This window comes from Streptomyces sp. NBC_00459, from assembly GCF_036013955.1.
GTDB lineage: Bacteria > Actinomycetota > Actinomycetes > Streptomycetales > Streptomycetaceae > Streptomyces.
Window position 1 is genome coordinate 2,940,945 of the sequence record NZ_CP107903.1, and the last position, 23,387, is coordinate 2,964,331.

17 protein-coding genes, 3 tRNA genes and 2 pseudogenes are annotated in these 23,387 nt (G+C 70.4%); 10 read left to right on the forward strand and 12 right to left on the reverse strand.

Features of this window, described 5'->3' with window-relative positions; genetic code table 11:
• Positions 1-6: 6 nt before the first annotated feature.
• Together OHN74_RS12865 and OHN74_RS42880 are read right to left on the reverse strand one after the other, a co-directional pair.
• Positions 7-129: pseudogene (locus OHN74_RS12865) on the reverse strand (aminobenzoate oxygenase); the annotation flags it as partial.
• A gap of 14 nt (positions 130-143) precedes the next feature.
• Positions 144-520 (reverse strand): annotated as a pseudogene (locus tag OHN74_RS42880) (IS982 family transposase); the annotation flags it as partial.
• On the opposite strand from OHN74_RS42880, the gene OHN74_RS12870 reads away from it, so the two are divergent.
• Complete coding sequence (locus OHN74_RS12870) at positions 410-928, forward strand: hypothetical protein (RefSeq protein ID WP_327694708.1); 519 nt, start codon at positions 410-412, stop codon at positions 926-928. The pseudogene OHN74_RS42880 and the gene OHN74_RS12870 sit on opposite strands and share 111 nt — an antisense overlap.
• Positions 929-936: 8 nt before the next feature.
• Here OHN74_RS12870 and OHN74_RS12875 read toward each other — a convergent pair.
• The 3 genes from OHN74_RS12875 to OHN74_RS12885 form a co-directional block, all read right to left on the reverse strand.
• Positions 937-1,010: transfer RNA gene (locus OHN74_RS12875), tRNA-Ile, on the reverse strand.
• Between the two features lie 167 nt (positions 1,011-1,177).
• A tRNA-Asn gene (locus OHN74_RS12880) sits at positions 1,178-1,250 on the reverse strand.
• Between the two features lie 6 nt (positions 1,251-1,256).
• Positions 1,257-1,329: transfer RNA gene (locus OHN74_RS12885), tRNA-Asn, on the reverse strand.
• Positions 1,330-1,550: 221 nt separating this feature from the next.
• On the opposite strand from OHN74_RS12885, the gene OHN74_RS12890 reads away from it, so the two are divergent.
• The 4 genes from OHN74_RS12890 (at position 1,551) to OHN74_RS12905 (ending at position 7,275) form a co-directional block, all read left to right on the forward strand.
• Positions 1,551-1,856, forward strand: coding sequence for a YtxH domain-containing protein (locus OHN74_RS12890; RefSeq protein ID WP_327694709.1), 306 nt, complete (start codon positions 1,551-1,553; stop codon positions 1,854-1,856).
• Positions 1,857-1,997: 141 nt separating this feature from the next.
• On the forward strand, positions 1,998-3,458 hold the full coding sequence (locus OHN74_RS12895) for an FGGY family carbohydrate kinase (RefSeq protein ID WP_327694710.1): 1,461 nt from the start codon (positions 1,998-2,000) through the stop codon (positions 3,456-3,458).
• Positions 3,459-3,607: 149 nt separating this feature from the next.
• Entirely contained in the window at positions 3,608-5,341 is a 1,734-nt protein-coding gene (locus OHN74_RS12900) for an ABC transporter ATP-binding protein (protein ID WP_327694711.1), read from the forward strand.
• Positions 5,341-7,275, forward strand: coding sequence for an ABC transporter ATP-binding protein (locus OHN74_RS12905; RefSeq protein WP_327694712.1), 1,935 nt, complete (start codon positions 5,341-5,343; stop codon positions 7,273-7,275). Before OHN74_RS12900 ends, OHN74_RS12905 begins: the two co-directional genes overlap by 1 nt.
• Before the next feature lie 84 nt (positions 7,276-7,359).
• Here OHN74_RS12905 and OHN74_RS12910 read toward each other — a convergent pair whose 3' ends face one another.
• On the reverse strand, positions 7,360-8,766 hold the full coding sequence (locus OHN74_RS12910; protein WP_327694713.1) for an RNA polymerase sigma factor: 1,407 nt from the start codon (positions 8,764-8,766) through the stop codon (positions 7,360-7,362).
• A 165-nt stretch (positions 8,767-8,931) separates the two neighbouring features.
• Between OHN74_RS12910 and OHN74_RS12915 the strand changes: the two genes are divergently transcribed.
• Entirely contained in the window at positions 8,932-9,588 is a 657-nt protein-coding gene (locus tag OHN74_RS12915) for a hypothetical protein (protein ID WP_327694714.1), read from the forward strand.
• Positions 9,585-10,571: a nucleotidyl transferase AbiEii/AbiGii toxin family protein gene (locus OHN74_RS12920; protein ID WP_327694715.1), complete on the forward strand. Its 987-nt coding sequence runs from the start codon at positions 9,585-9,587 to the stop codon at positions 10,569-10,571. Before OHN74_RS12915 ends, OHN74_RS12920 begins: the two co-directional genes overlap by 4 nt.
• 22 nt (positions 10,572-10,593) lie before the next feature.
• On the opposite strand, the gene dnaG is transcribed toward OHN74_RS12920, so the two are convergent.
• The 4 genes from dnaG to OHN74_RS12940 form a co-directional block, all read right to left on the reverse strand.
• Positions 10,594-12,507, reverse strand: a complete 1,914-nt coding sequence (gene dnaG / locus OHN74_RS12925) for a DNA primase (protein ID WP_327694716.1) — start codon at positions 12,505-12,507, stop codon at positions 10,594-10,596.
• A gap of 58 nt (positions 12,508-12,565) precedes the next feature.
• On the reverse strand, positions 12,566-13,831 hold the full coding sequence (locus OHN74_RS12930; RefSeq protein ID WP_327694717.1) for an NAD(P)/FAD-dependent oxidoreductase: 1,266 nt from the start codon (positions 13,829-13,831) through the stop codon (positions 12,566-12,568).
• A 207-nt stretch (positions 13,832-14,038) separates the two neighbouring features.
• Positions 14,039-15,415: a deoxyguanosinetriphosphate triphosphohydrolase gene (locus OHN74_RS12935; RefSeq protein WP_327694718.1), complete on the reverse strand. Its 1,377-nt coding sequence runs from the start codon at positions 15,413-15,415 to the stop codon at positions 14,039-14,041.
• 122 nt (positions 15,416-15,537) lie between these two features.
• On the reverse strand, positions 15,538-16,443 hold the full coding sequence (locus OHN74_RS12940) for a sirohydrochlorin chelatase (protein ID WP_327694719.1): 906 nt from the start codon (positions 16,441-16,443) through the stop codon (positions 15,538-15,540).
• Between the two features lie 221 nt (positions 16,444-16,664).
• Between OHN74_RS12940 and OHN74_RS12945 the strand changes: the two genes are divergently transcribed.
• Together OHN74_RS12945 and OHN74_RS12950 are read left to right on the forward strand one after the other, a co-directional pair.
• Entirely contained in the window at positions 16,665-17,447 is a 783-nt protein-coding gene (locus tag OHN74_RS12945; RefSeq protein WP_327694720.1) for a SanA/YdcF family protein, read from the forward strand.
• A 45-nt stretch (positions 17,448-17,492) separates the two neighbouring features.
• Positions 17,493-19,583 (forward strand): molybdopterin oxidoreductase family protein, encoded by a 2,091-nt coding sequence (locus OHN74_RS12950; RefSeq protein ID WP_327694721.1) that lies wholly within the window; start codon positions 17,493-17,495, stop codon positions 19,581-19,583.
• Between the two features lie 25 nt (positions 19,584-19,608).
• Here the strand turns inward: OHN74_RS12950 and OHN74_RS12955 are convergent, their stop codons facing one another.
• Positions 19,609-20,799, reverse strand: coding sequence for a cytochrome P450 (locus OHN74_RS12955; protein WP_327694722.1), 1,191 nt, complete (start codon positions 20,797-20,799; stop codon positions 19,609-19,611).
• A gap of 231 nt (positions 20,800-21,030) precedes the next feature.
• On the opposite strand from OHN74_RS12955, the gene OHN74_RS12960 reads away from it, so the two are divergent.
• A protein-coding gene (locus OHN74_RS12960; protein ID WP_443060330.1) for an IS5 family transposase occupies positions 21,031-21,974 on the forward strand; the annotation gives its coding sequence in 2 pieces (ribosomal slippage) (positions 21,031-21,459 and positions 21,462-21,974; 942 coding nt in all).
• Here OHN74_RS12960 and OHN74_RS12965 read toward each other — a convergent pair.
• Positions 21,971-23,383: an alkaline phosphatase family protein gene (locus OHN74_RS12965; protein WP_327694723.1), complete on the reverse strand. Its 1,413-nt coding sequence runs from the start codon at positions 23,381-23,383 to the stop codon at positions 21,971-21,973. The two genes, OHN74_RS12960 and OHN74_RS12965, sit on opposite strands and share 4 nt — an antisense overlap.
• Between the last annotated feature and the right edge of the window lie 4 nt (positions 23,384-23,387).

A 23,387-nucleotide genomic window follows, 5' to 3' on the forward strand; every position in this document is an offset into this window, starting at 1 on the left:
ATGCGGCTACGAGGCCGCCGCCCCGCCCTCCGCGATCGCCTCCGCCACCTCGGCGACCCGCTCCCGCGCCTCGGCCGCGAAGCGCTCCCGGTCCAGGGCCTCGGCGATCTCCTCGTCCTGGATGAGTAAGTCCGATGTGCTGGTCAGCGGTCGTAAGCGGCCAGTGAGCGGGTGATCGGTGTTCCTGCCTGTCTGCCGGTTGTGCCAGATGGCGGTGGTCAAGGTGAGGATGCGTTGCCCGACGCGGGCCAGGACCTCGGCTGGGGTCCTGGCTCCGTTGCGTTCGAGGTCGAACTGGCCTTTGAGGGTGTCGTTGACCGACTCGATCAACTGCCGGATCGGCTTGAGCAGATGCTCGCCCGGCCGGGGCTTGAGGTTTCGGTAGCTGGGCCGCAGCAAGGGTCAGGCCGTGCTCGGCGATGAAGGCGTCCAGGTGCCTGGAGACGTAGCCCGTGTCACCGACGATCGTCTGCCCGGGGTGGGTGACCAGCAGGTCCTGGTCGCCCGTGAGCATGTCGGCCGCCGGTACTGCGACGGCCCGATCACCGACGCCGAGGACGCGGTCGAGGTCGCCTACGAGCACGTAATCTCCGGGCCCGGCCGCAGCATCTGGGCGCACCGCGAGCACACCGATCTCGTCGACCTGATCGACCCCGACGCCCCTGCGCATCCTGACCCATGCCTGGGCGAATCTGGAGCGCGGCGTCTGACCCCGGAACCGCCCGCCCCGCAACCCGTGGATACCGGGAGTGAGCTGTTCCAGGCCCCGGCCGGGAACTGTGCCCCGGTCAGGGCCGCTCCATGTCTTGATCGTCCGCCTCTCGGGCCGGCAGCGGGCCAGCTAACGATCACCGGAGACGAAAAAGGCCCCTCGTCTCCCGAGGGGCTGACCACCCGTCCGCAGGTGAAAACGTTCCTGCACCAGTGACACCGAGGTGGGGCGGGTGGGACTCGAACCCACGGCCGACGGATTATGAGTCCGCTGCTCTAACCGGCTGAGCTACCGCCCCATTACGGCGCGTCGCGCACATTTGTGCGCGCCGTCTGCCGCAGCATAGCCGCTCATACGATCTCCTGCTTCGGATGGTCGACTTCGCATGACCATGAGGACCTCGGTGCGATGCGCACGGTTCCCCCGGGCATGAAAAAGGACCCCAACGGGGTCCTCGTTCAAGCGCTCTCCCGACTGGACTCGAACCAGTAACCTGCCGGTTAACAGCCGGCTGCTCTGCCAATTGAGCTACGGAAGATCGAAGCTCCCCCGACTGGACTCGAACCAGTAACCTGCCGATTAACAGTCGGCTGCTCTGCCAATTGAGCTACAGGGGATTGCCTCGTTGCATCGATCGTTACTCCCTGGGTATTCGCCAGGGGGCGTGCGGTCGCTGCGACACATACATTAGCGCAAGCAGGGGGGTGCTCCGCCAATCGGTTCCGTGTGGCTCGCGCGCGGCGCCCCTCGTTCGTCAGCCGTCGTCCGCCCGTCGCCCCACTCACCATCCGTCACTGATCACGCACCACTCGACACTCGTCAAGGAAAGGTGGCCGTCATGCGCTACCGGCTCACGTTCGTCACCGGACTGGCCCTGGGTTACGTGCTGGGCACACGGGCCGGGCGCGAGCGCTACGAGCAGTTGAAGAAGTCGGCCCGTCGGATCTCGCAGAACCCTGCCGTCCGCAACACCGCCGAGTCGGCCGCGTTGCAGGGGCGGGAGTTCGCCGGCAAGGCGTTCCACGTCGTGAGCGAGAAGGTCGGGGACCGGGTGCCCGACTCCGTGGCCGGCCGGGTGCGCTCCCTGCGTGAGCGCAACGCCACGGGAGGTGGCGAGGACGACTGGGGCACCAGTAACACCTGAGCCGGTACCTGAGCGTCAGGGTGTCGGCATGGACACATCTGCGGCACCCGCACGCCCCTGGTCACCGACAACGCGCAGGTCACCGGCAACGGAGCATCGACCCGGCGCGTTCACCTCTCCGCGTACGGCAGAATTTTCGACATGGGGATAGTCGCCGGGTTGGACAGTTCGCCCGATTTCACTCGTATCGTCGTCTGCGACGCGGACACGGGGTCCGTGCTGCGGCAGGGCTATGCGCCACATCCGATGGAAGGCGTCGAGGGTGGGGGCGGCGGGCGGCCCTCCGATGTCGATCCGCAGGCCTGGCTGCTCTCCCTCGGTGAGGCGGCCGGCGGCGGACTGCTCGAAGGTGTGCAGGCCATCGGAGTGTCCGCGCAGCAGAACGCGCTCGTGCCGGTCGACGCGCAGGGCAACACCGTACGGCCGGCGATGGTCGGCGGGGACAAGCGGGCGCAGGTAGCGGCGGCCGATCTGATCGACGCGCTCGGCGGGCGTGAGGCGTGGGCGCAGGCCGTGGGGTGTGTGCCGCAGGCCGCGCAGCCGGTGACCAAGCTGCGCTGGCTGGCGCGCAACGAGCCGGAGGCGGCGCAGCGGACCGCCGTGCTGATGCAGGCGCACGACTGGCTGGTGTGGCAGTTGCTCGGGCGGCCCGTGCGCCGGACCACCGACCGGGGCGGAGCCTCGGGGACCGGGTACTGGTCCGCCGCCATGGGGAACTATCGCGGCGATCTCGTCGAACTCGCGCTCGGGCGTCAGGCGATGCTGCCCGAGGTGCTCGGCCCGTCCGATGCCGCGGGTACGACGCCCGAGGGGCTGCTCATCTCGGCCGGGACCGGGGAGACCATGGCCGCCGCCTTCGGGCTCGGGCTGGGGCTCGGGGACGTCGTGGTGTCGCTCGGGGCCTCCGGGTCCGTGATGGCCGTACATCCCGAGGCGCTCTTCGACTCGACCGGGATGATCACCTCGCTGGCCGACGCGACGGGGCTGCACCTGCCCGTCGTCACGACGCTGAACGCCGTACGGACCTTGCGGGGGACGGCCGAGCTGCTCGGGCTGACTGATCTGGAGAGCCTGTCCGACCTTGCGATGAAGTCGACCCCGGGCGCGCACGGGCTGGTCATGCTGCCCTATCTGGAGGGCGAGCGGACGCCCAATCTGCCGCACACCGCGGGGACGCTCGCCGGGCTGCGGCGGGAGTCCATGAAGGCCGAGCATCTGGCGCGGGCCGCCTTCGAGGGGATGCTGTGCGGGCTCGCCGACGCGCTGGACGTGCTGCGGGGGCGGGGAGTCGACGTACAGCGCGTCTTCCTGCTCGGGTCCGCCGCCGAGCTGCCCGCCGTGCAGGCCGCGGCGCCGCCGTTGTTCGGGGCGCAGGTCGTCGTACCGCAGCCCGCCGACTACGCGGCCATCGGCGCCGCGCGGCAGGCCGCCTGGGCGCTCGGGGTGTCGCAGGGCACGCTCGACCCCCGTACCCCGCCGGCCTGGCAGGGGGCCGCCGCGCAGGTGCTGGAGCCCGGTGAGGAGCTGGCGGTGGGGCAGGCGGTGCGGCAGCAGTACGTGTCCGTGCGGGAGCAGACGCATCCCGGGGCATTTCGGAGCTGAGGGGCGGGGGGCGTTTCTCGCGCCGGAGGTTCTTGGTCCGCTGTTGGATTAATCGGTTGAAGTAACACGGGTGGAGTGTCGGACGATGGGTGCGTGGGGCACTCCCCATCGTCCGTCACGGACAAACCGCCGACTCCGAGAGATTCAGCGTGCTCATACAACTTCTGCGCACCTACCTGAAGCCCTACAAGAAACCCATCGGCCTGCTCGTGCTGCTCCAGCTCCTGCAGACCTGCGCCACCCTCTACCTGCCCACGCTCAACGCGGACATCATCGACAAGGGCGTGGTGAAGGGCGACACCGGCTACATCCTGCTCTTCGGCACCGTGATGATCGGCATCTCGCTGGTGCAGGTCGTCTGCAACATCGGTGCCGTGTACTACGGCGCCCGTACGGCGTCGGCGCTCGGCCGGGACGTGCGTGCCGCCGTCTTCGACCGTGTGCAGTCGTTCTCGGCGCGCGAGGTCGGGCAGTTCGGCGCGCCCTCGCTGATCACGCGTACGACCAATGACGTCCAGCAGGTGCAGTTGCTCGCGCTGATGACGTTCACGCTGATGGTGTCGGCGCCCATCATGTGCGTGGGCGGGATCGTGCTCGCGCTGGGCCTGGATGTGCCGCTGTCGGGTGTGCTGGTCGCCGTCGTGCCGGTGCTGGGCATCTGCGTCACGTTGATCGTGCGGCGGCTGCGGCCGCTGTTCCGGACGATGCAGGTACGGCTCGACACCGTCAACCGGGTGCTGCGCGAGCAGATCACCGGCAACCGGGTCATCCGCGCCTTCGTGCGGGACGAGTACGAGAAGGACCGGTTCGGGAAGGCCAACCACGAGCTGACCGAGGTGTCGCTGAGCACCGGGCGGCTGCTCGCGCTGATGTTCCCGATCGTCATGACCGTCGTCAATGTCTCGTCCATCGCCGTGGTGTGGTTCGGTGCTCATCGCATCGACAGCGGCGGGATGGAGATCGGCGCGCTGACCGCGTTCCTCGCCTATCTGATGCAGATCGTCATGTCCGTGATGATGGCCACCTTCATGTTCATGATGGTGCCGCGCGCGGAGGTGTGCGCCGAGCGCATCGAGGAGGTCCTCGGGACGTCGAGCAGTGTGGTGCCGCCCTCCGCTCCCGTCGTCGAACTGCGGCGGCACGGGCATCTGGAGATCCGGGGGGCCGGGTTCCGCTATCCGGGCGCCGAGGAGCCGGTGCTCAAGGCCGTCGACCTGGTGGCGAGGCCCGGTGAGGTGACCGCCGTGATCGGGTCCACGGGCAGCGGTAAGTCGACGCTGCTGGGGCTCGTACCGCGGCTGTTCGACGCGACCGACGGAGAGGTGCTCGTCGACGGCGTGGACGTGGCCACCGTGGAGCCGAAGTTGCTGGCCAGGACGGTGGGGCTGGTGCCGCAGAAGCCGTATCTGTTCGCGGGGACCGTGGCGAGCAATCTGCGCTACGGCAATCCTGACGCCACGGACGAGGAGCTCTGGCGCGCTCTGGAGGTTGCTCAGGGCAAGGGGTTCGTCGAGCGGCTGGAGGGCGGGCTCGACGCGCCGATCGCGCAGGGCGGTACGAATGTGTCGGGCGGTCAGCGGCAGCGGCTCGCGATCGCGCGGACGCTGGTGCAGCGGCCCGAGATCTACCTCTTCGACGACTCCTTCTCCGCGCTCGACTACGCCACGGACGCGGCCCTGCGGACGGCGCTCGCGCGCGAGACCGCCGAGGCGACCGTCGTGATCGTCGCGCAGCGGGTGTCCACGATCAGGGAGGCCGACCGGATCATCGTCCTCGACGAGGGCCGGGTCGTCGGCACCGGCAGCCACCACGAGCTGATGGCGGACAACGAGACCTATCGGGAGATCGTGCTCTCCCAGCTCACGGAAGCGGAGGCTGCCTGATGGCCGGGCCCATGGGGCGCATGATGGCCGGAGGCGGCCCCGACCAGCACTCGCTGGACTTCAAGGTGTCGGGCAAACGGCTCCTCGCCCAGTTCAGGCCCGAACGGGCCACGATGTACGTGATGCTGCTCACGGTGTTCGTGAGCGTGGGCCTGTCGGTGGTGGGCCCGAAGATCCTGGGGCGGGCGACCGACCTGGTCTTCTCCGGCATCATCGGACGGCAGTTCGAGAGCGGCAGTACGAAGGCCGAGGTTCTCGCGTCCATGCGGGAGCGCGGCGAGGGCGGCATGGCCGACATGCTCTCCGGTACGGACTTCACTCCGGGCAAGGGGATCGACTTCGACGCGGTGGGCGAGGTGCTGGGGCTCGCCCTGGTGGTGTTCGTGTTCGCCGGGCTGCTGATGCTGGTCGCCACGCGGCTGGTGAACCGGGCGGTCAACCGGACCGTGTACCGGATGCGCGAGGACCTCCAGGCGAAGCTGTCGCGGCTGCCCCTGTCGTACTTCGACAAGCGGCAGCGCGGTGAGGTGCTCAGCCGCGCGACGAACGACATCGACAACATCGGGCAGACGCTCCAGCAGTCGATGGGGCAGCTCATCAACTCGTTGCTGACGATCATCGGCGTGCTGGCGATGATGTTCTGGGTGTCCTGGCTGCTGGCGCTGGTCGCGCTGGTGACCGTACCGATGTCGTTCTTCATCGCCACGCGTGTCGGCAAGCGGTCGCAGCCGCACTTCGTCCAGCAGTGGCGGACCACCGGCAAGCTGAACGCCCACATCGAGGAGATGTACACCGGGCACAACCTCGTGAAGGTGTTCGGGCGGCAGGACGAGTCGGCGCAGCAGTTCGCCGAGCAGAACGACGCCCTGTACGAGGCCGGGTTCAAGGCCCAGTTCAACAGTGGCATCATGCAGCCGCTGATGATGTTCGTGTCGAACCTCAACTACGTGCTGGTGGCCGTGGTGGGGGGACTGCGGGTCGCTTCGGGCGCGCTGTCGATCGGTGATGTGCAGGCCTTCATCCAGTACTCGCGGCAGTTCTCGATGCCGCTGACGCAGGTCGCGTCGATGGCGAACCTGGTGCAGTCGGGTGTGGCTTCGGCCGAGCGGGTCTTCGAACTGCTGGACGCGGAGGAGCAGCAGGCCGATCCGGTGCCGGGGGTACGGCCCGAGGAGCTGCGGGGGCTGGTCTCGCTGGAGCACGTGTCGTTCCGGTACGAGCCGGAGAAGCCGCTGATCGAGGACCTGTCGCTGGCGGTGGAGCCCGGGCACACGGTCGCGATCGTCGGGCCCACGGGGGCGGGGAAGACCACTCTGGTCAATCTGCTGATGCGGTTCTACGAGGTCTCCGGGGGGCGGATCACCCTCGACGGGGTGGACATCGCCGCCATGTCCCGGGACGAACTCCGGGCCGGTATCGGGATGGTGCTCCAGGACACCTGGCTGTTCGGCGGGACCATCGCGGAGAACATCGCGTACGGGGCCGCGCGTGAGCGTGAGGTGACGCGCGGGGAGATCGAGGAGGCGGCGCGGGCCGCGCACGCGGACCGGTTCATCCGTACGTTGCCGGACGGGTACGACACCGTGATCGACGACGAGGGGACGGGGGTCAGCGCGGGTGAGAAGCAACTCATCACGATCGCGCGGGCGTTCCTGTCCGATCCGGTGATCCTGGTGCTGGACGAGGCGACGAGTTCCGTGGACACCCGGACCGAGGTTCTCATCCAGAAGGCGATGGCCAAACTGGCGCACGGGCGAACGTCGTTCGTGATCGCGCACAGGCTGTCGACGATCCGCGACGCGGACACGATCCTGGTGATGGAGAACGGCTCGATCGTGGAACAGGGCGCGCACGGGGATCTGTTGGAGGCGGACGGCGCCTACGCGCGGTTGTACAAGGCGCAGTTCGCGGAGGCGGTGGCCGAGGTGGATTAGCGGGGCAACGGAGTAGCGAGGTAGCGGGGATCCCCAAGGGGGCTGGTTTTCAGCCCCCTTGGGGATTCTGGGTAGGTGGGGAGTTCAGTCCAAGTAGCCCCGCAGCTGGTCCGCGAAGGCGTGGTCCCTCAGTTTGTTCAGGGTCTTGGACTCGATCTGGCGGATGCGCTCACGCGTGACGCCGAAGATCCGGCCGATCTCCTCCAGGGTGCGCGGCCTCCCGTCCGCCAGCCCGTAGCGCAGCTGGACGACCTTGCGCTCCCGCTCCCCCAGCGTCGAGAGCACCGCCTCCAGGTGTTCCCGCAGCAACAGGAACGCCGCCGACTCCACCGGCGAAGCCGCGTCCCCGTCCTCGATGAGGTCGCCGAGCGCCACGTCGTCCTCCTCGCCCACCGGAGCGTGCAGCGACACCGGTTCCTGCGCCAGGCGCAGCACCTCGCTGACGCGCTCGGGCAGGAGGTCCAGGTGGGCGGCGACCTCTTCGGGAGTCGGCTCGTAGCCGCGTTCCTGGAGCATCCGGCGCTGGACCCGGACGACCCGGTTGATCAGCTCGACCACGTGTACGGGCACACGGATCGTCCGGGCCTGGTCGGCGAGGGCGCGGGACATGGCCTGGCGGATCCACCAGGTCGCGTACGTCGAGAACTTGTAGCCGCGCGCGTAGTCGAACTTCTCGACGGCGCGGATCAGGCCGAGGTTCCCCTCCTGGACGAGGTCGAGCATCGTCAGGCCGCGGCCCACGTACCGTTTCGCCACCGACACCACCAGGCGCAGGTTCGCCTCGATCAGGCGGCGCTTGGCCATCCGGCCCATGACGACCAACCGGTCCAGGTCCAGGGCCAGTTGGCTGTCCAGGTCGGAGGCGAGCCGCAGTTTCTCCTCGGCGAACAGGCCGGCCTCCACCCGGCGGGCGAGTTCGACCTCCTCGACGGCGGTGAGCAGCGGGATGCGGCCGATCTCGCGCAGGTACTGGCGGAACAGGTCGGAGGAAGGCCCGCTGGTGTCGGCGCGGGCGGGGGCACGGGCCGGGGCGCGGGCGCGGAGCCGTTCGGCCGGCTCGATGGGCTCAAGGGGCTCAAGGGGTTCGATCGGCTCGATCGCCTCGATCGGTTCCGCCGTATCCACCGCGTCCGCCGGGGGTTCGTCCGGTTCGGGCGGGCTGTCGGGCTCGGCCGTCTCGGGGTGGTGCGCGACGCGGCTCTGTGGAGGCACGGCCGCGATGACCTCGGGGATGTCCGTGGCGTCGATGACGTCCGGGTTCCCGGTCTCGGCGTCGGGCTCCGTCACTGCCGTACCGCTGTCGGTCTGGGTGAGGGTCTGGGTCTGCACGGGGGCGACCTCCAGGATGATCGCTGCTGAGGCGTACGGCAGCGGTACTCGGGGGGCGGAGTGGGCGGCCTCACCGCTGTCCGTCCCGTACGCGTTGAGCGGAATCGCGGGGGTGTCGGACCCGTTGGGGACGGGTCGGCCGCGCTCCGAGGACTCAGGCACCGGAACCCAGTGTGGCGTACGGCACATCGCCGCCACGAGGGGCGTGCGACGACTTTCTGGGTCCGTTCCGTGACCACGTGGTTACCGTCGCGGCAAACTCGGGTGCCTGTCCGGGGTCCGACCTGGCACGATCGGCGCGTGTCCGGTTCGCTTCGCTCAACTCACGTGTACGAAACGCATATCACCGTCCGCTGCGAAAACCCCGCCGAGGCGGAACGGCTGGGCCGCTGGGCGACGGCGGCCGGTCTCAAACTGACGCACATCGTCCTCGCCCGTGGCCGAATGCCGGCCCAGCCGATGCTCACCCTCACGGGCTCCCCGTCGTATGCCGCCGAAGCGGCCCGCGCGCGGGAAGTCGGGGCGCGGCTGCGGGCGGACGGGTTCCAACCGGTGCGCGTCAAGATCGAGTCGTCGCCGTGGGCTCCCGAGGTGCCGCGTGAACCACGCACGGACGAGCGGTACTTCGAGCACCACGCGAAGCTGCGCCTGCCCGTGGACGCGGATCTCGACGCCCTGGCCGCGCGGGTCGTCCCGTACGGCGCGCATCTGTCGTGGAACGCCCGTCGGGTGGCGCGGAGCGGCCGGTGGGCCGAGCGGTTCGTGACGCAGCGGTGCTGGGGCGTGGACGCGGCGGGGGCGGGACGGGCGTTGGAACGGCTGCTGGCGGAGCTGGGGAAGCCGGGGGAACACCACGCGATTGGGGGCGAAGTGATCGGTGTGGAGCGGGAGTTCGTGCTGTACGACAGTGACCTGTCCGTCGATGACGGATGGATCGAGGAGAGCGGAGGCGCGGTCGTGGCGGCGCCGGAGGTGCGGGGATGAGCAACAAGAGGTCGTGGCGGAAGCCGATGCGGGCAGGCGTCGACGCGCCCCAGGCCGCCCTGGACGACAGGACCCGGGAGTCTCAGGGACTGCCCCTGACCCTGCGTACCGTGCCGGGCAAGGACGTTGTGCAGCGGCTGGTCTTCGAACCGGCACTGAAGCAGCACCCCAACGCCTATCGGGCGGCCGACCCGGGCTTCGCCGACCCGGCACGGGGTGCGGCCTGGCGGGTCACGCGGCGCCGGGCGCTGGAGCTGGTGCTCGACGCGATCGCCGGGTCCGAGTGGGCCGGGTCGCTGGTGCTGCGCGGGAGCGTGCTGATGGCGGCGTGGTTCGGCGAGGCCGCCCGTGAGCCCGGTGACCTGGACTTCGTCGTCGTACCTGACACCCTTTCGATCACTGACGCCCGCGCTGGTCGGATGCTCGCCGGGATCGCGGCGGCGGCCGAGGCGCGGGGCGACGGCGAGGTGGGATTCTCCGCGCGTGAGGCGGTGGTCGAGGACATCTGGACCTACGACCGGGTGCCCGGCCGCCGTATGGTCCTGCCCTGGTCCGCGCCGGGGCTGCCCGGCGGCCATGTGCAGCTCGACTTCGTCTTCAACGAGCGGCTCGCCGAGCCGCCGGTGCCGGTGGAACTGGCGGGCGGCGCGTGGGTCCCGGCGGCGACGCCCGCGCTGTCGCTGGCCTGGAAGCTGATGTGGCTGATCAACGACATGTACGCACAGGGCAAGGACCTGTACGACGCGGTGCTCCTGGCCGAGCGGTATCCGCTCCCCCACACGCTGCTGAACGAGGTGTTCCGGCTCTCCGGCGAGTGGCCGCACCACGACCGTGAGCGCATCCTGCTCGCGGACGTGGTGGAGGCTGTGGGGTACGTCGAGTGGGAGCACTTCGTCGTGGAGTACCCGCAACTCGCGCGGAGGGAGCGGGAGTTCGTGGACCGGTTGGTGCGGGCGGTGACGCCGACGTTCGAGGGGAACTGACTCCGAGGCCTCCGAGGCCCGCTCAGAGCGCTGCCGCGCCCCGCTCCCGCAAGGCCTGGTCGTACTGCTGGAGTACCCACAACTCGTTCTGTACGGCGGCCAGTTCGGCCGGGTCGCCGTGGGTGGCCAGGCGGGTGTGGGTGACCTGGACCTCCTGGATCCGGCGTTCCACCGCTCTGCGGCGGACCATGACCAACTGGTCGCTCGCGTACACGTCGTCGACCGTTTTGCGCATGATCGCCTCGACCGCCAGCTCCGTCACCATGGCGCGGACCGTGTTGTCCGGGGCGATCTCGCGGACGCGGACCAGGTACTCCTGGGGGTCCTGGACGCCGTACTCCGCGCCGCCCGCTTCCATGATCGCCTGGCGTACGGCCGCGTAGGGGGCGGCCGTGAACTCGTCGATGCCGTAGGCGTCGAAGGCCGGGGAGACCAGGTCGGGGCGCTGGAGGGCGAGTTTGAGGAGTTCGCGTTCGGTGGCGTAGACCGGGTTGCGGAGGTTCAGGGCGGCTCCGGAGGGGCCGCCGGGCCGGGACGAGGTCGACTCGTACGGCTGCGACTGGCGCTGCCCGCTGGTGGGGGCCGGGCCCTTGCCGCCGCGGTCCCGGGCCCAACGGGCCAGCTGAGCCACCCTCTTGACGACGAACTGCGTGTCCAGGATGCCGAGCATGCCGGCGAGCTGGACCGCGACCTCGTGCTGGGCGCCGCTGTTCTTGATGCGGGCGACGATCGGGGCCGCCTCGTCCAGCGCCGCCGCGCGGCCCGCCGGGGTTTCCAGGTCGTAGCGGATGGCGATCTGGCGCAGGGCGAACTCGAAGAGGGGGGTGCGGGGTTCGGCGAGCTCGGCGACGGCCTGGTCGCCCTTCGCGAGGCGCAGGTCGCAGGGGTCCATGCCGTCGGGGGCGATCGCGATGTAGGTCTCGGCGGCGAACTTCTGGTCGTCCTCGAAGGCTCGCAGAGCGGCCTTCTGGCCGGCCGCGTCGCCGTCGAAGGTGAAGATCACGCGGGCCGAGCCGTTGTCCATCAGCAGCCGGCGGAGGATCTTGATGTGGTCGGTGCCGAAGGCGGTGCCGCAGGTCGCGATCGCCGTCGTCACGCCGGCCAGGTGGCAGGCCATGACGTCCGTGTAGCCCTCGACGACGACCGCGCGGCTCGTCTTCGCGATGTCCTTCTTGGCGAGGTCGATGCCGTAGAGGACCTGGGACTTCCGGTAGATCGCCGTGTCGGGGGTGTTGAGGTACTTGGGGCCGTTGTCGTCCTCGTACAGCTTGCGCGCGCCGAAGCCGACGACCTCGCCGCCGATGTCGCGGATCGGCCACATCAGGCGGCCCCGGAAGCGGTCGATGGGGCCGCGGCGGCCCTCCTGGGCGATGCCGGACAGCAGGAGTTCCTTGTCCGAGAAGCCCTTGCCTCGGAGGTAGCGGGTGAGGTGGTCCCAGCCCTGGGGGCTGTAGCCGACGGAGAAGTGTTCGGCGGCCGACTGGTCGAAGCCGCGCTCGGCGAGGAACTTGCGGCCCGCGTCCGCCTCGGAGCTGGTGGCCAGCTGTTCCACGTACCACTGCGCGGCGATCTTGTGGGCCTCGACCAGGCGGATGCGCTCGCCGCGCTGGCCCGCGGGGTTGTAGCCACCCTCCTCGTACCGCAGCGTGATGCCGGCCTGGGCGGCCAGACGCTCGACCGACTCGGAGAAGGAGAGGTGGTCGACCTTCATCACGAACGTGATGGTGTCGCCGCCTTCCTGGCAGCCGAAGCAGTGGAACAGTCCCTTGCTCGGGCTGACCTGGAAGGACGGTGACTTCTCGTCGTGGAAGGGGCACAGGCCCTTGAGGTTGCCGCCGCCCGCGTTGCGCAGCTGGAGGTACTCGGACACCACGGCGTCGATCGGGACCGCGTCCCGAACCGCCTTCACGTCCTCGTCGTTGATCCTTCCGGCCACGCGGTGATTCTACGGGGGCGGGCCGACAGTGCTGTGACAGTCGCGGGCCCCGTCGCGGTCACGGGACGAGGCTGTCCAGTGGTACGTGCGGGTCAGCCAGGGCCTCCGTGTCCACCTGGGACCGGGATCGGATGAGCTGCTGGACGGTCTCTGTGACGTCCCACACGTTCACGTTCATCCCGGCCAGCACCCGGCCCTCCTTCACCCAGAAGGCGATGAACTCGCGCTTGCCCGCGTCTCCCCGGATCACCACCTGGTCGTACGAGCCCGGGGGTGCCCAGCCCGAGTACTCCATGCCCATGTCGTACTGGTCGGAGAAGAAATACGGCACGCGGTCGTACGTCGACTCGCGGCCCAGCATCGCGCGGGCCGCGGCCGGGCCGCCGTTGAGGGCGTTGGCCCAGTGTTCGACGCGCAGCCTGGTGTCGAACAGGGCGTGGTGGAAGGCGGCCACGTCACCGGCCGCGTAGATGTCGGGGTCGGAGGTGCGCAGGCGTTCGTCGACCTCGATGCCGCCGCCGTGCGCGCGGTCGGCGAGGGTCAGGCCGGCCGCCTCCGCCAGTGCCGTGCGCGGTGCGGCTCCGATGGCCGCGAGGACGTCGTGGGCCGGGTGCTCCTCGCCGTCGTCCGTGCGGGCCGCGAGGACCATGCCGTCCTGGCCGACGATCTCCGTCAGACGGGCGCCGAAGTGGAAACGGACGCCGTGCTCGCGGTGCAGCTCGGCGAAGAGGTTGCCCAGCTCGGGGCCGAGCACCGAGTGCAGCGGGGTCGACTCCGGCTCGACGACGGTCACCTCGGCGCCGTACTCCCGTGCCGCCGCCGCGACCTCAAGGCCGATCCAGCCGGCGCCGGCGATCACGATGTGCCCGTTGTCCCGGCCCAGTGCGGCCAGGACGCCCTTGAGGCGCTCGGCGTGCGCGAGGCGGCGCAGATGGTGGACGCCGGCCAGGCCGGTGCCGGGGATGTCGAGGCGGCGCGGCTCGGCACCGGTGGCGATGAGCAGTTTGTCGTAGTGGACGAGGGTGCCGTCGTCGCCGAACCGGACCGTCTTCGCCGTACGGTCGATGGCATCGACGGTCTGACCGAGGTGGAGTTCGATGTCGTTGCGCGCGTACCAGGCCGGCTCGTGGACGAAGACGCTGTCGCGCTCCTCTTTACCGAGGAGGTAGCCCTTGGAGAGTGGAGGCCGCTCGTACGGGTGGTCGCGTTCGTCGCAGATCAGTATCACGCGGCCGGTGAAGCCCTCCGTCCGGAGCGTCTCGGCCGCCTTGGCGCCGGCCAGTCCGCCTCCGACGATGACGAATGTCTGATCCGCGTCGACCACTTCATGCCTCCTCGTAATTACGGGTGCCACGTGTCGCTCGTGCCGCGTGTTGCTCGTGCCTTGTGTACGGATGCCCCCTGGGGAGCGTCCCGCACGGAGTGTGATGGGGGAAGAGGGTGTGGCCCGATCAGGCCACACAGGGTCACATTTATGTCATATGCGGTTCATACAGGGCCATATGGAGACCACATAGAGGACATATGGCGGTCATATGCGGCTCGTCAGGTGCGCGTGCAGCGAACGCGCCGACGCATCGGTGAGGGACGCGATCTGGTCGACGATCACCCGCTTGCGCGCACGGTCGTCCGCCGCCTCGTCGAACAGCGCGCGGAACTGGGGGTCCAGGCCGTCCGGCGCGCGGGCGGTGAGCGCCTCGGCGAGTTCGGCGACGACGACGCGCTGGTCGGCGCGGAGCAGTTCCTGTTCGGCGCGCTGCATCACGTACCGGTCGGCGACCGCCTTGAGGACCGCGCACTCCAGCCGGGCGGCGCGCGGGACGACCAGCTCCGCCGCGTACCGGGTGAGCCGGCCGGTGCCGTACCTCGCGCGCGTGGCGCCCTCCGCGGCCAGGCAGAAACGGCCGATGAGCTGGCTGGTGGCGTCCTTCAGCCGGGCCTGGGCGACGGCCGTACCGTCGTAGCCGTGCGGCCACCACTCCTGGTCGAGGAGGCGGTCGAGAGCCTCGGCAAGTTCGGCGGGGTCGGTGTCCGCGGCCACGTAGCGGCCGGTGGCGACCCGGAAGATCTCCTGGCGCTCGGGCTCGGCGTGCAGACAGTTGGGGTCGATGTGACCGGCGTGCAGACCGTCCTCGACGTCGTGCACCGAGTACGCCACGTCGTCCGCCCAGTCCATGACCTGGGCCTCGAAGCTCGTCCGGGTCCCGGGGGCGCCCTGCCGGACCCAGTCGAAGACCGGCCGGTCGTCGTCGTAGACGCCGAACTTCGGGGAGGCCGGGTCGGTGGGGTGCGCGCCGCGCGGCCAGGGGTACTTGGTCGCGGCGTCGAGGGTGGCCCTGGTGAGGTTGAGACCCACGCTGACGAGGTCACCGGCTGTTCCGGATCCACCCGTGATCTCAAGACGTTCGCTGCGCACGAAGCGCTTCGGTTCGATCCGGGTGAGGAGCCTGAGGGACTGCGCGTTGCCCTCGAAGCCGCCGCAGTCCGCCGCGAACTCGTTGAGCGCCTGTTCGCCGTTGTGCCCGAAGGGCGGGTGGCCCAGGTCGTGCGAGAGGCAGGCCGCCTCGACGAGGTCGGGGTCGCAGCCGAGCGCGGCGCCCAGTTCACTGCCGACCTGGGCGCATTCCAGGGAGTGCGTGAGTCGGGTGCGGGGGCTGGCGTCCCAGACCTGGCTGCGGGTGCCGGGCGTCACCACCTGGGTCTTGCCGGCGAGCCTTCGCAGGGCGGAGGAGTGCAGTACGCGGGCGCGGTCGCGCTGGAAGGCGGTGCGGCCCGGTCGTTTATCGGGTTCGGCTGCCCAGCGGGCGACTGCCGTCGGGGCGTAGGCAGCGGGGGTGGAGTCAGTGGGTGCGGTGCCGTTTTCGGGGGGTTGGGGGGTGTGGGTTGTGTTGGTGCGTGTGCCTTCCATGGTTCGACAGTAAGCGCAGGTACTGACAATTTGGGCGTGTGTGTGCGCCTGCGCGTCTGCCTGGTTCTGTCGTTGTGCGGGTGCGGGACGCGTTGTGGCTTGTCGCGCAGTTCCCCGCGCCCCTAAAAGACCGAGGCCAGCGCCCGTTCCATAGGCACCGGGCTCGCGACGGTCTCGTCGTAGCGGTGGAGGATCAGGTGGGCCATCGCCGGGTGGGCGCCCAGGGGGGCCGCGGCGATCCAGGGGGCGGCCTCGGCGCACTCCGTGGCGAAGCGGCCCGGGGCGGTGAAGTACGAGGCCACGGCGACCCGGTGGCGACCACGGGCGGCCAGGGCGCGTACGGCCGCGGGGACGGTCGGCGCGGCCGTGGTGGCGTACGCCGGTACGACGGGCACTCCCAGGCGCTCGGCGAGGAGCCGGGCGGTGCGGCGGGTGTCGACGTCCGAGTCGGGGTCGCGGGAACCCGCGGCGGCGAGGACCACCGCGCTCGTCCGGCGCTGCTCGTCGGTCATCCGAGTGCGCCAGCCGGCCTCGACGAGGCGGGCGTGGAGGGTCTCGACGAGCAGGGGGTGCGGGCCGAGCGGGGTGGCCACGCGCGTGCGTGCCGATGCCGCCGCGGCCATCTCCGGGATGTCCTGTTTGACGTGGTAGCCGCGGCTGAGCAGCAGCGGTACGAGGACGGCTTCGGCGGTGCCGAGTGCCGCGAGCGTGTCCGGGAGCAGGGGCGCGTTCAGCTCGATGTGCCCCAGGTGCACGGGCAGGTCGGGGCGCAGTGCGCGGACGCGTTCGGCGAGCGCGCCGACGGTGCTCAGGGCGCGCGGGTCGCGGCTTCCGTGGCCCACGAGGACCAGTGCGGGCGGGGCGGGGCGACGGCTGCCGTCGAGCGAGACGAGGCTGAGCTGGCTGCCGAGCTGGCTGGTGATCCGGTCCATGATTTGCGCCGTACTGTCGAGGTGGGCGCCTCCGGGCGGCCGGGGGCTCTGCGGGGGCTGCGTGGACTCGTCGTGAGAACGGGGCGACGGCGTCATGTACCGATCGTGACGGTACGAGGTTGCCACGCCGTTGCGCATGAATGACGGGTCTTTTCCGGGGGTTCACGGTGGGGGGCAAGGGGTGTGTGAGGTGAGCTGACCTGCGATTTTCTGCGACCGAGTGAAGCTGGTCACGTCGGGGGCGGTGAACCGGGGCGGTGTCGGGGGCGTCTTCCTTGATCGAAGGCCACCGAGGCCACCTGGGAGGGACCCGTCCGATGAGCAGTCCGAAGGCGCGTGGATCACGGGCGTCCCTGCGTTCGCGGGTGCGGGTGCGTCTGCCTCGTACGCGGACCGGGCAGCGGCGGGCCGTGCAGGTCGTGATGTCGCTGTGTGTGCTGGCGCTGCTGCCGGCCACGTGGATGTTCGTCGCCGCGGGTGACCGGCTGCGCGATGTGTCGGACGCGCCGCGTACCGATGTCGCCGTCGTCTTCGGTGCCGGGTTGTGGGACGGGGAGCCGTCTCCGTACCTCGCGCACCGGTTGGACGCGGCGGCGGAGCTGTACCGGGCGGGGCGCGTCAGGGTGGTGCTCGTCACCGGGGACAACAGTCGCGAGGACTATGACGAGCCGGATGCCATGCGTGCGTATCTGACGCGGCACGGGGTGCCGGACGGGCGGATAGTGAGCGACTACGCCGGGTTCGACACGTGGGACTCGTGTGTCCGGGCGAAGAAGATATTCGGGGTCGACCGGGCCGTGCTGATCAGTCAGGGGTTCCACATCCGTCGTGCTGTCGTGTTGTGCGAGGCGGCGGGTGTGGAGTCGTACGGGGTCGGGGTCGAGGCGAAGCACGACGTGACGTGGTACTACGGCGGGGCGCGGGAGATCTTCGCCGCGGGGAAGGCCGCGCTGGACGCGGTGTTCGAGCCTGATCCACGGTTCCTGGGGCCGGTGGAGACGGGGGTTCAGCGGGCCTTGGGTGGGTCCGGACGGGCTGAGAGCCAGGGAACCTCACCGGCGGGTCCGGGCTCCCGGGAGGTCCCCGTGCCTGGTGTGTAACGGGGGGCGTTCCGGGGTGTAACACGGGCGCCGCACGCTGGCGGTATGGAGACCTCCGTGACGCCCACGCACTGCCCGTACTGCGCCCTGCAGTGCGGGATGAACCTCACGCCGGCAGCAGGCGGGGGCGTCACGGTCACCGAGCGCGTCGACTTCCCGGTCAACCGTGGCGCCCTGTGCGGCAAGGGGCGCACCGCACCCGCCCTGCTGTCGCCGGCGCTGCGGCTGACCGAGCCGCTCGTCCGGCGTGACGGGGTCCTCGTACCCGCCTCCTGGGAGGAGGCGCTGGACCGGGTCGCCGAAGGACTGACCCGCACGCGTACGGAGCATGGCCCGGACGCGTGCGGTGTCTTCGGCGGGGGCGGGCTCACCAACGAGAAGGCCTACGCGCTGGGCAAGTTCGCGCGGGTCGTTCTCGGGACCTCCCAGATCGACTACAACGGGCGTTTCTGCATGTCGTCCGCCGCCGCTGCCGGGAACAAGGCCTTCGGGATGGACCGGGGGCTGCCCTTCCCGATGGAGGACATCCCCAAGACCGGGTGCGTCATCCTCGTCGGCTCCAATCTCGCCGAGACCATGCCGCCCGCCCTCCGCTACTTCACCGAACTCAAGGAGAACGGGGGGACGTTGATCGTCATCGATCCGCGTCGGACCCGTACCGCCGAGCAGGCCGATCTGCATCTCGCGCCCCGTCCCGGCAGCGATCTCGCGCTCGCCCTGGGCCTGTTGCACCTGGTCGTGTCCCAGGGACGCACCGACGAGGCGTTCATCGAGGAGCGGACGAGCGGCTGGGAGGAGACCCGGGCGGCGGCGATGGCCCACTGGCCGGAGTACGTGGAGCGGATCACCGGGGTGCCCGTGCCCCAACTCCGTGAGGCTGTCCGGATGTTCTGCGAGCCGGAGAACGCGATGGTGCTCACCGCGCGTGGACCCGAGCAGCAGTCCAAGGGGACGGACACGGTGGGCGCGTGGATCAACCTGTGCCTGGCGACCGGGCGTTCGGGGCGGCCCTACTCCGGTTACGGGTGTCTGACCGGGCAGGGCAACGGGCAGGGTGGGCGTGAACACGGCCAGAAGGCCGACCAGTTGCCCGGCTACCGCAAGCTGACCGACCCGGAGGCTCGGCGCCATGTGGCCGGTGTGTGGGGCGTCGACCCGGACTCGCTGCCCGGGCCCGGGCTGAGCGCGTACGAACTCCTCGACGCGCTCGGTTCGGACATCCGCTCCCTGCTGCTGATGGGGTCCAACCCGGTGGTGTCCGCGCCCCGGGCGGCGCACATCCAACAGCGCCTGGAATCACTGGACTTCCTGGCCGTCGCGGATGTCGTGCTGTCCGAGACGGCCGCGCTCGCCGATGTCGTCCTGCCCGTGACCCAGTGGGCGGAGGAGACCGGTACGACCACCAACCTGGAAGGTCGGGTGCTCCTGCGCCGACAGGCCGTCGCTCCCCCGGACGGGGTCCGCAGCGACCTGTACGTCCTGCACCAACTCGCCGCCCGGGCGGGGGTGGAGAAGGGTTTCCCGGTCGACCCCGAGGAGGTCTTCGAGGAGTTGCGCAGGGCCAGCGCGGGCGGGATCGCCGACTACTCGGGGATCACCTACCGACGGCTCGCCGAGGAGAACGGCGTCTTCTGGCCCTGCCCGGCGCAGGACGACCAGCAGGCAGCGCCGCATCCCGGTTCCCCGCGTCTCTTCCTCGACCGGTTCGCGACCGAGGACGGGCGGGCCCGGTTCGTGCCCGTGGCGCACCGGCCGATCGCCGAGGAGCCGGACGCCGAGTACCCGGTGCTGCTGACCACCGGGCGGGTTGTGGCCCAGTACCAGTCCGGGGCCCAGACACGGCGGGTCGACGAGCTGAACGCCGCCGCGCCGGGGCCGTTCGTGGAGCTGCACCCCCGGCTGGCCGCGCGACTGGGAGCCGGGGAGGGTGACGCCATCGCCGTCGTGTCACGGCGCGGGCGGGCGGTGGCGCCTGCTCGGATCACCACCTCGATCCGCCCCGACACCGTCTTCATGCCCTTCCACTGGCCGGGCGAGGGCCGGGCCAACACGCTGACCAATCCGGCCCTCGACCCGACCTCACGGATGCCGGAGTTCAAGGCGTGCGCGGTACGGCTGGAGACCGTACGCCCTTGAGGGGCCGGTGAGTCGGCGGTACGTACTACCAGGCGACCGGAAGGGTCCGTACGCCGTGGACGGCGCGGCCCTCGTGGGCGTTCACCTCGGCGGGGGCCGTCAGCCGTAGGCCGGGCAGGCGGCGGAACAGGGTGGGCAGGGCGATCTGGAGTTCGGCGCGGGCGAGGGACTGGCCGAGGCAGTTGTGCAGGCCGTGGCCGAACGTCAGGTGGTGCTGGGTGTCGCGGGTGATGTCGAAGGTGTCAGGGTCGGCGAAGGTGTCGGGGTCCCGGTTGGCGGCCTGGAGGGCGACGACGACGCCTTCCCCGGCCCGTACGGTGACGCCGCCGATCTCCACGTCCTGCGTGGCGATGCGCCGCATCCCGATGTGAACGACCGTGAGATAGCGCAGGAGTTCCTCCACCGCTCCCGGCACGAGTTCCGGATCGGCTTGCAGCGCGGCCAGTTGGGCTGGGTGGGACAACAGGGCCACCACACCGAGCGACAGCATGCTCGCCGTCGTCTCGTGGCCCGCGATGAGCAGCATCACGGCAAGTCCGGCCGCCTCGGCGGCGGTTGCCTCACCGGTGGCCACCCGTTCGGCCGCGAGCCTGCTCAGCAGGTCGTCGCCGGGGTCGGCGGTCTTGGCGGCGAGAAGTTCCATGAGGTACCCGAACAGCGCGCCCCAGCCCGCCCGCATCGCCTCGGGCCCGTCGGTCACGGTGGCGAACGCGGCGGCGTGGCGGTGGATGAACTCCCGGTCCGCGTACGGCACTCCGAGAAGTTCGCAGATGACGAGCAGCGGCAGCGGCAGGGTGAAGTGCTCGACAAGATCGGCCTCGGGCCCCTTGGCCACCAGGTCGTCGATGAGCCGGTCGGTCAACTGCTGGATGGACGGCCGCAGTTCCTCGGCACGACGGAAGGTGAAGTCGGGGATCAGCATCCGGCGCAGCCGGGTGTGGTCGGGCGCGTCCATGGCGAAGAGCTGGCCGGGGGTGGGCGGCGGCGGGGTCGGCTGGAGACCGGGGAACCCCTCCCGGCGGTTCTCCGAACTGAAACGGGCGTCCGCCAGGACAGCACGGGCGTCCTCGTGCCGGGTGACCAGCCAGGGGGTGTTGCCGCCCCAGAGCGCGATACGGCTGATCCGACCCTGCTCACGCAGCAGGGTGAACTCGGCGGGCGGGTCGAGCAACGCGGTGCGCCGCATGGGCAGCGGGGGGAACGTGGTCTCGGACATGGTCGGTGTCTCCGGGGGGTTGGTGCGTGGGGGTGTGGGTGGTGCAGGTGTGCGTGGGGGTGCGGGCGGAGCCGGAGGTATCGGCGGAGCCGGGGGTGTGATCGGCGCTGGGGCGTGGGTGTGGACGGTGCCGAGGCGCGGTCGGCGCCAGGGCACGGTCGGGGCTAGGCCGTTTCTGATGGCTCTTGGTGGGCTGGGTGGATCTCGGGGTCGACCGGGCAGGACGTTCGTATGGTGCGGCGACATGAGCTCACGGACGTGCAGTGGCAGCGGATCGAGCCTCTTCTGCCCGACAACGGCAGACCGGGCGGGCAGTGGGCGGATCACCGCAGGGTGATCAACGGGGTGCTGTTCCGGGCCCGGACCGGGGTGCCCTGGCCGGACCTGCCGGAACGGTACGGTCCCTGGCAGACCGTCTATGAACGGCATCGCCGCTGGTCGGCCGACGGCACCTGGCGGGCCATCCTCCAGGAGCTGCAGATCGAGGCGGATGCCGGTGACCCGGACGCGGCGCTCGCCCGCGAGGAGTCCCGGCAGGAGTGGGCGGTGAACATCGACTCGACCTCCTGCCGGGCGCATCAGCACGCGGCCGGAGCGCCCCGCAAGCTCCCGGCCGACCACCCGCAAAAGGGGGCGGGACGCGTGAGGAGGCCGATGGGCGTGAGGCGTTGGGGCGCTCGCGGGGCGGGCTGACCAGCAAAGTCCATCTGCTCTCCGACGACCGGGCCCGCCCCCTGCACTGGCTGACCTCGCCCGGGCAGCGCGGTGACAGCCCGATGTTCGCCCCGGTCCTGGACGGCTTACGCATCCGGCGCCGTGGACCGGGCCGCCCGCGCAGCCGGCCGGACCGGGTGCGCGGTGACAAGGCGTACTCCAGCCGCGACAACCGCGCCTACCTGCGACGGCGCGGCATCAAAGCCACCATCGCGCAGCCCGACGACCAGCGGGCCCACCGCAGGAACCGCGGACGCTCCGGCGGCCGGCCCCCGGCCTTCGACAAGACCCAGTACCGCCGCCGCAACGCGGTCGAACGGTGCATCAACAAGTGGAAGCAGTTCCGCGCGGTGGCTACCCGGTACGACAAACGCGACTACATCTTCAACGGCACCCTCACCGTCACCGCGATCGTCATCTGGCTCCGCGACACCGTCCAAGAGCCATCAGAAACGACCTAGGCGTCGTCGGTGGGTGGGGTTGCCGGCAGACCGGTGAGCCTCAGCAGCAGGGCCTTGACGTCGGTGGCGGCGATGGCCTCGCTGCCGTGTTCCGGTGCGGAACACAGCAGCACGGGGCCGTGGTCGGGGTCGCTCGGGAGGCGTCCGTGGCTGCCGCGGACGGCCGTGGGGTCCAGCGGGACCGTCTGCATGCGGTAGCGGAACCCGAGCTTCTTGCGGGCGAGTTGACCGGCCGCGTGCAGTTTCACGTTCGGGACGGTGTCGTCCCACAGGAGTTCGGCGGGGTCGTAGCCGGGCTTGCGGTGGATCTCGACCTGGCGGGCGAAGTCGGGGGCCCGCTCGTCGTCGAGCCAGTAGTAGTACGTGAACCAGGCGTCGGCGTCCGCCACCGCGACCAGTTCTCCCGAGCGCTCGTGGTCCAGGCCCTGGGCCGACTTGCCCATCTCACCCAGCACCTGGTCCACACCGTCGAGTTCACCGAGGATCTTGGCGACCTCGCGTACGTCGGCCGGGTCCCGGACGTAGACGTGTGCCACCTGGTGGTCGGCGACGGCGAAGGCGCGGGAGGTCCAGGGGTCGAGGTACTCCATGCCGTCCTGGGTGTGCACCTCCAGCAGTCCGGCCCGGCGCAGGGCGCGGTTGATGTCCACGGGGCGGGAGACCGGGGTGATGCCGTACTCGCTCAGCGCCACCACCGTGGCGCCGGCGGCGAGGAAGTGGTCGATCAACGGGCGCAGGGCGTCGTCGAGTTGGCGGGCGGCGCTGATGGACGCCTCGGACTGCGGGCCGGAGCGCTGGGGTTCGTAGTCCATCTGCGGGATGTAGACCAGGGTCAGATCGGGGTCGTGTTCGTCGAAGATCTGGCGGGCGGCGCCCAGGATCCACTGGGTCGAGGGCATGCCGGCGTTCGGGCCCCAGTAGGTGAACAGGGGGAACGGGCCCAGGCGGTCGGTGAGTTCGTCGTGCAGGGAGGGCGGCCAGGTGTAGCAGTCGGGTTCCTTGCGGCCGTCGGAGTAGTAGATCGGGCGCGGGGTCACCGTCCAGTCGACGTCGGCGCCCATGGCGTACCACCAGCAGATGTTGGCGACCTTGTAGCCGGGCGCCCGCTTTCGGGCCGCGTCCCAGATCTTCTCGCCGCCGACGAGGGCGTTGTGCTGCCGCCAGAGGAGTACCTCTCCCAGGTCGCGGAAGTACCAGCCGTTGGCCACCGCGCCGTGCGTGGAGGGGAGTTCGCCGGTGAGGAAGGTCGACTGGGCGGTGCAGGTGACGGCGGGGAGCGTGGTGCCGAGGGTGGCCTGGAAGCCGCGGTCGCCGAGGGCGGCGACGGCGGGCATATGGCGCAGGAGGGCGGGGGTGAGGCCGACGATGTCCAGGACGACGAGTCGGTTGGCGTTCGGGGTTTCGGTCATGAAG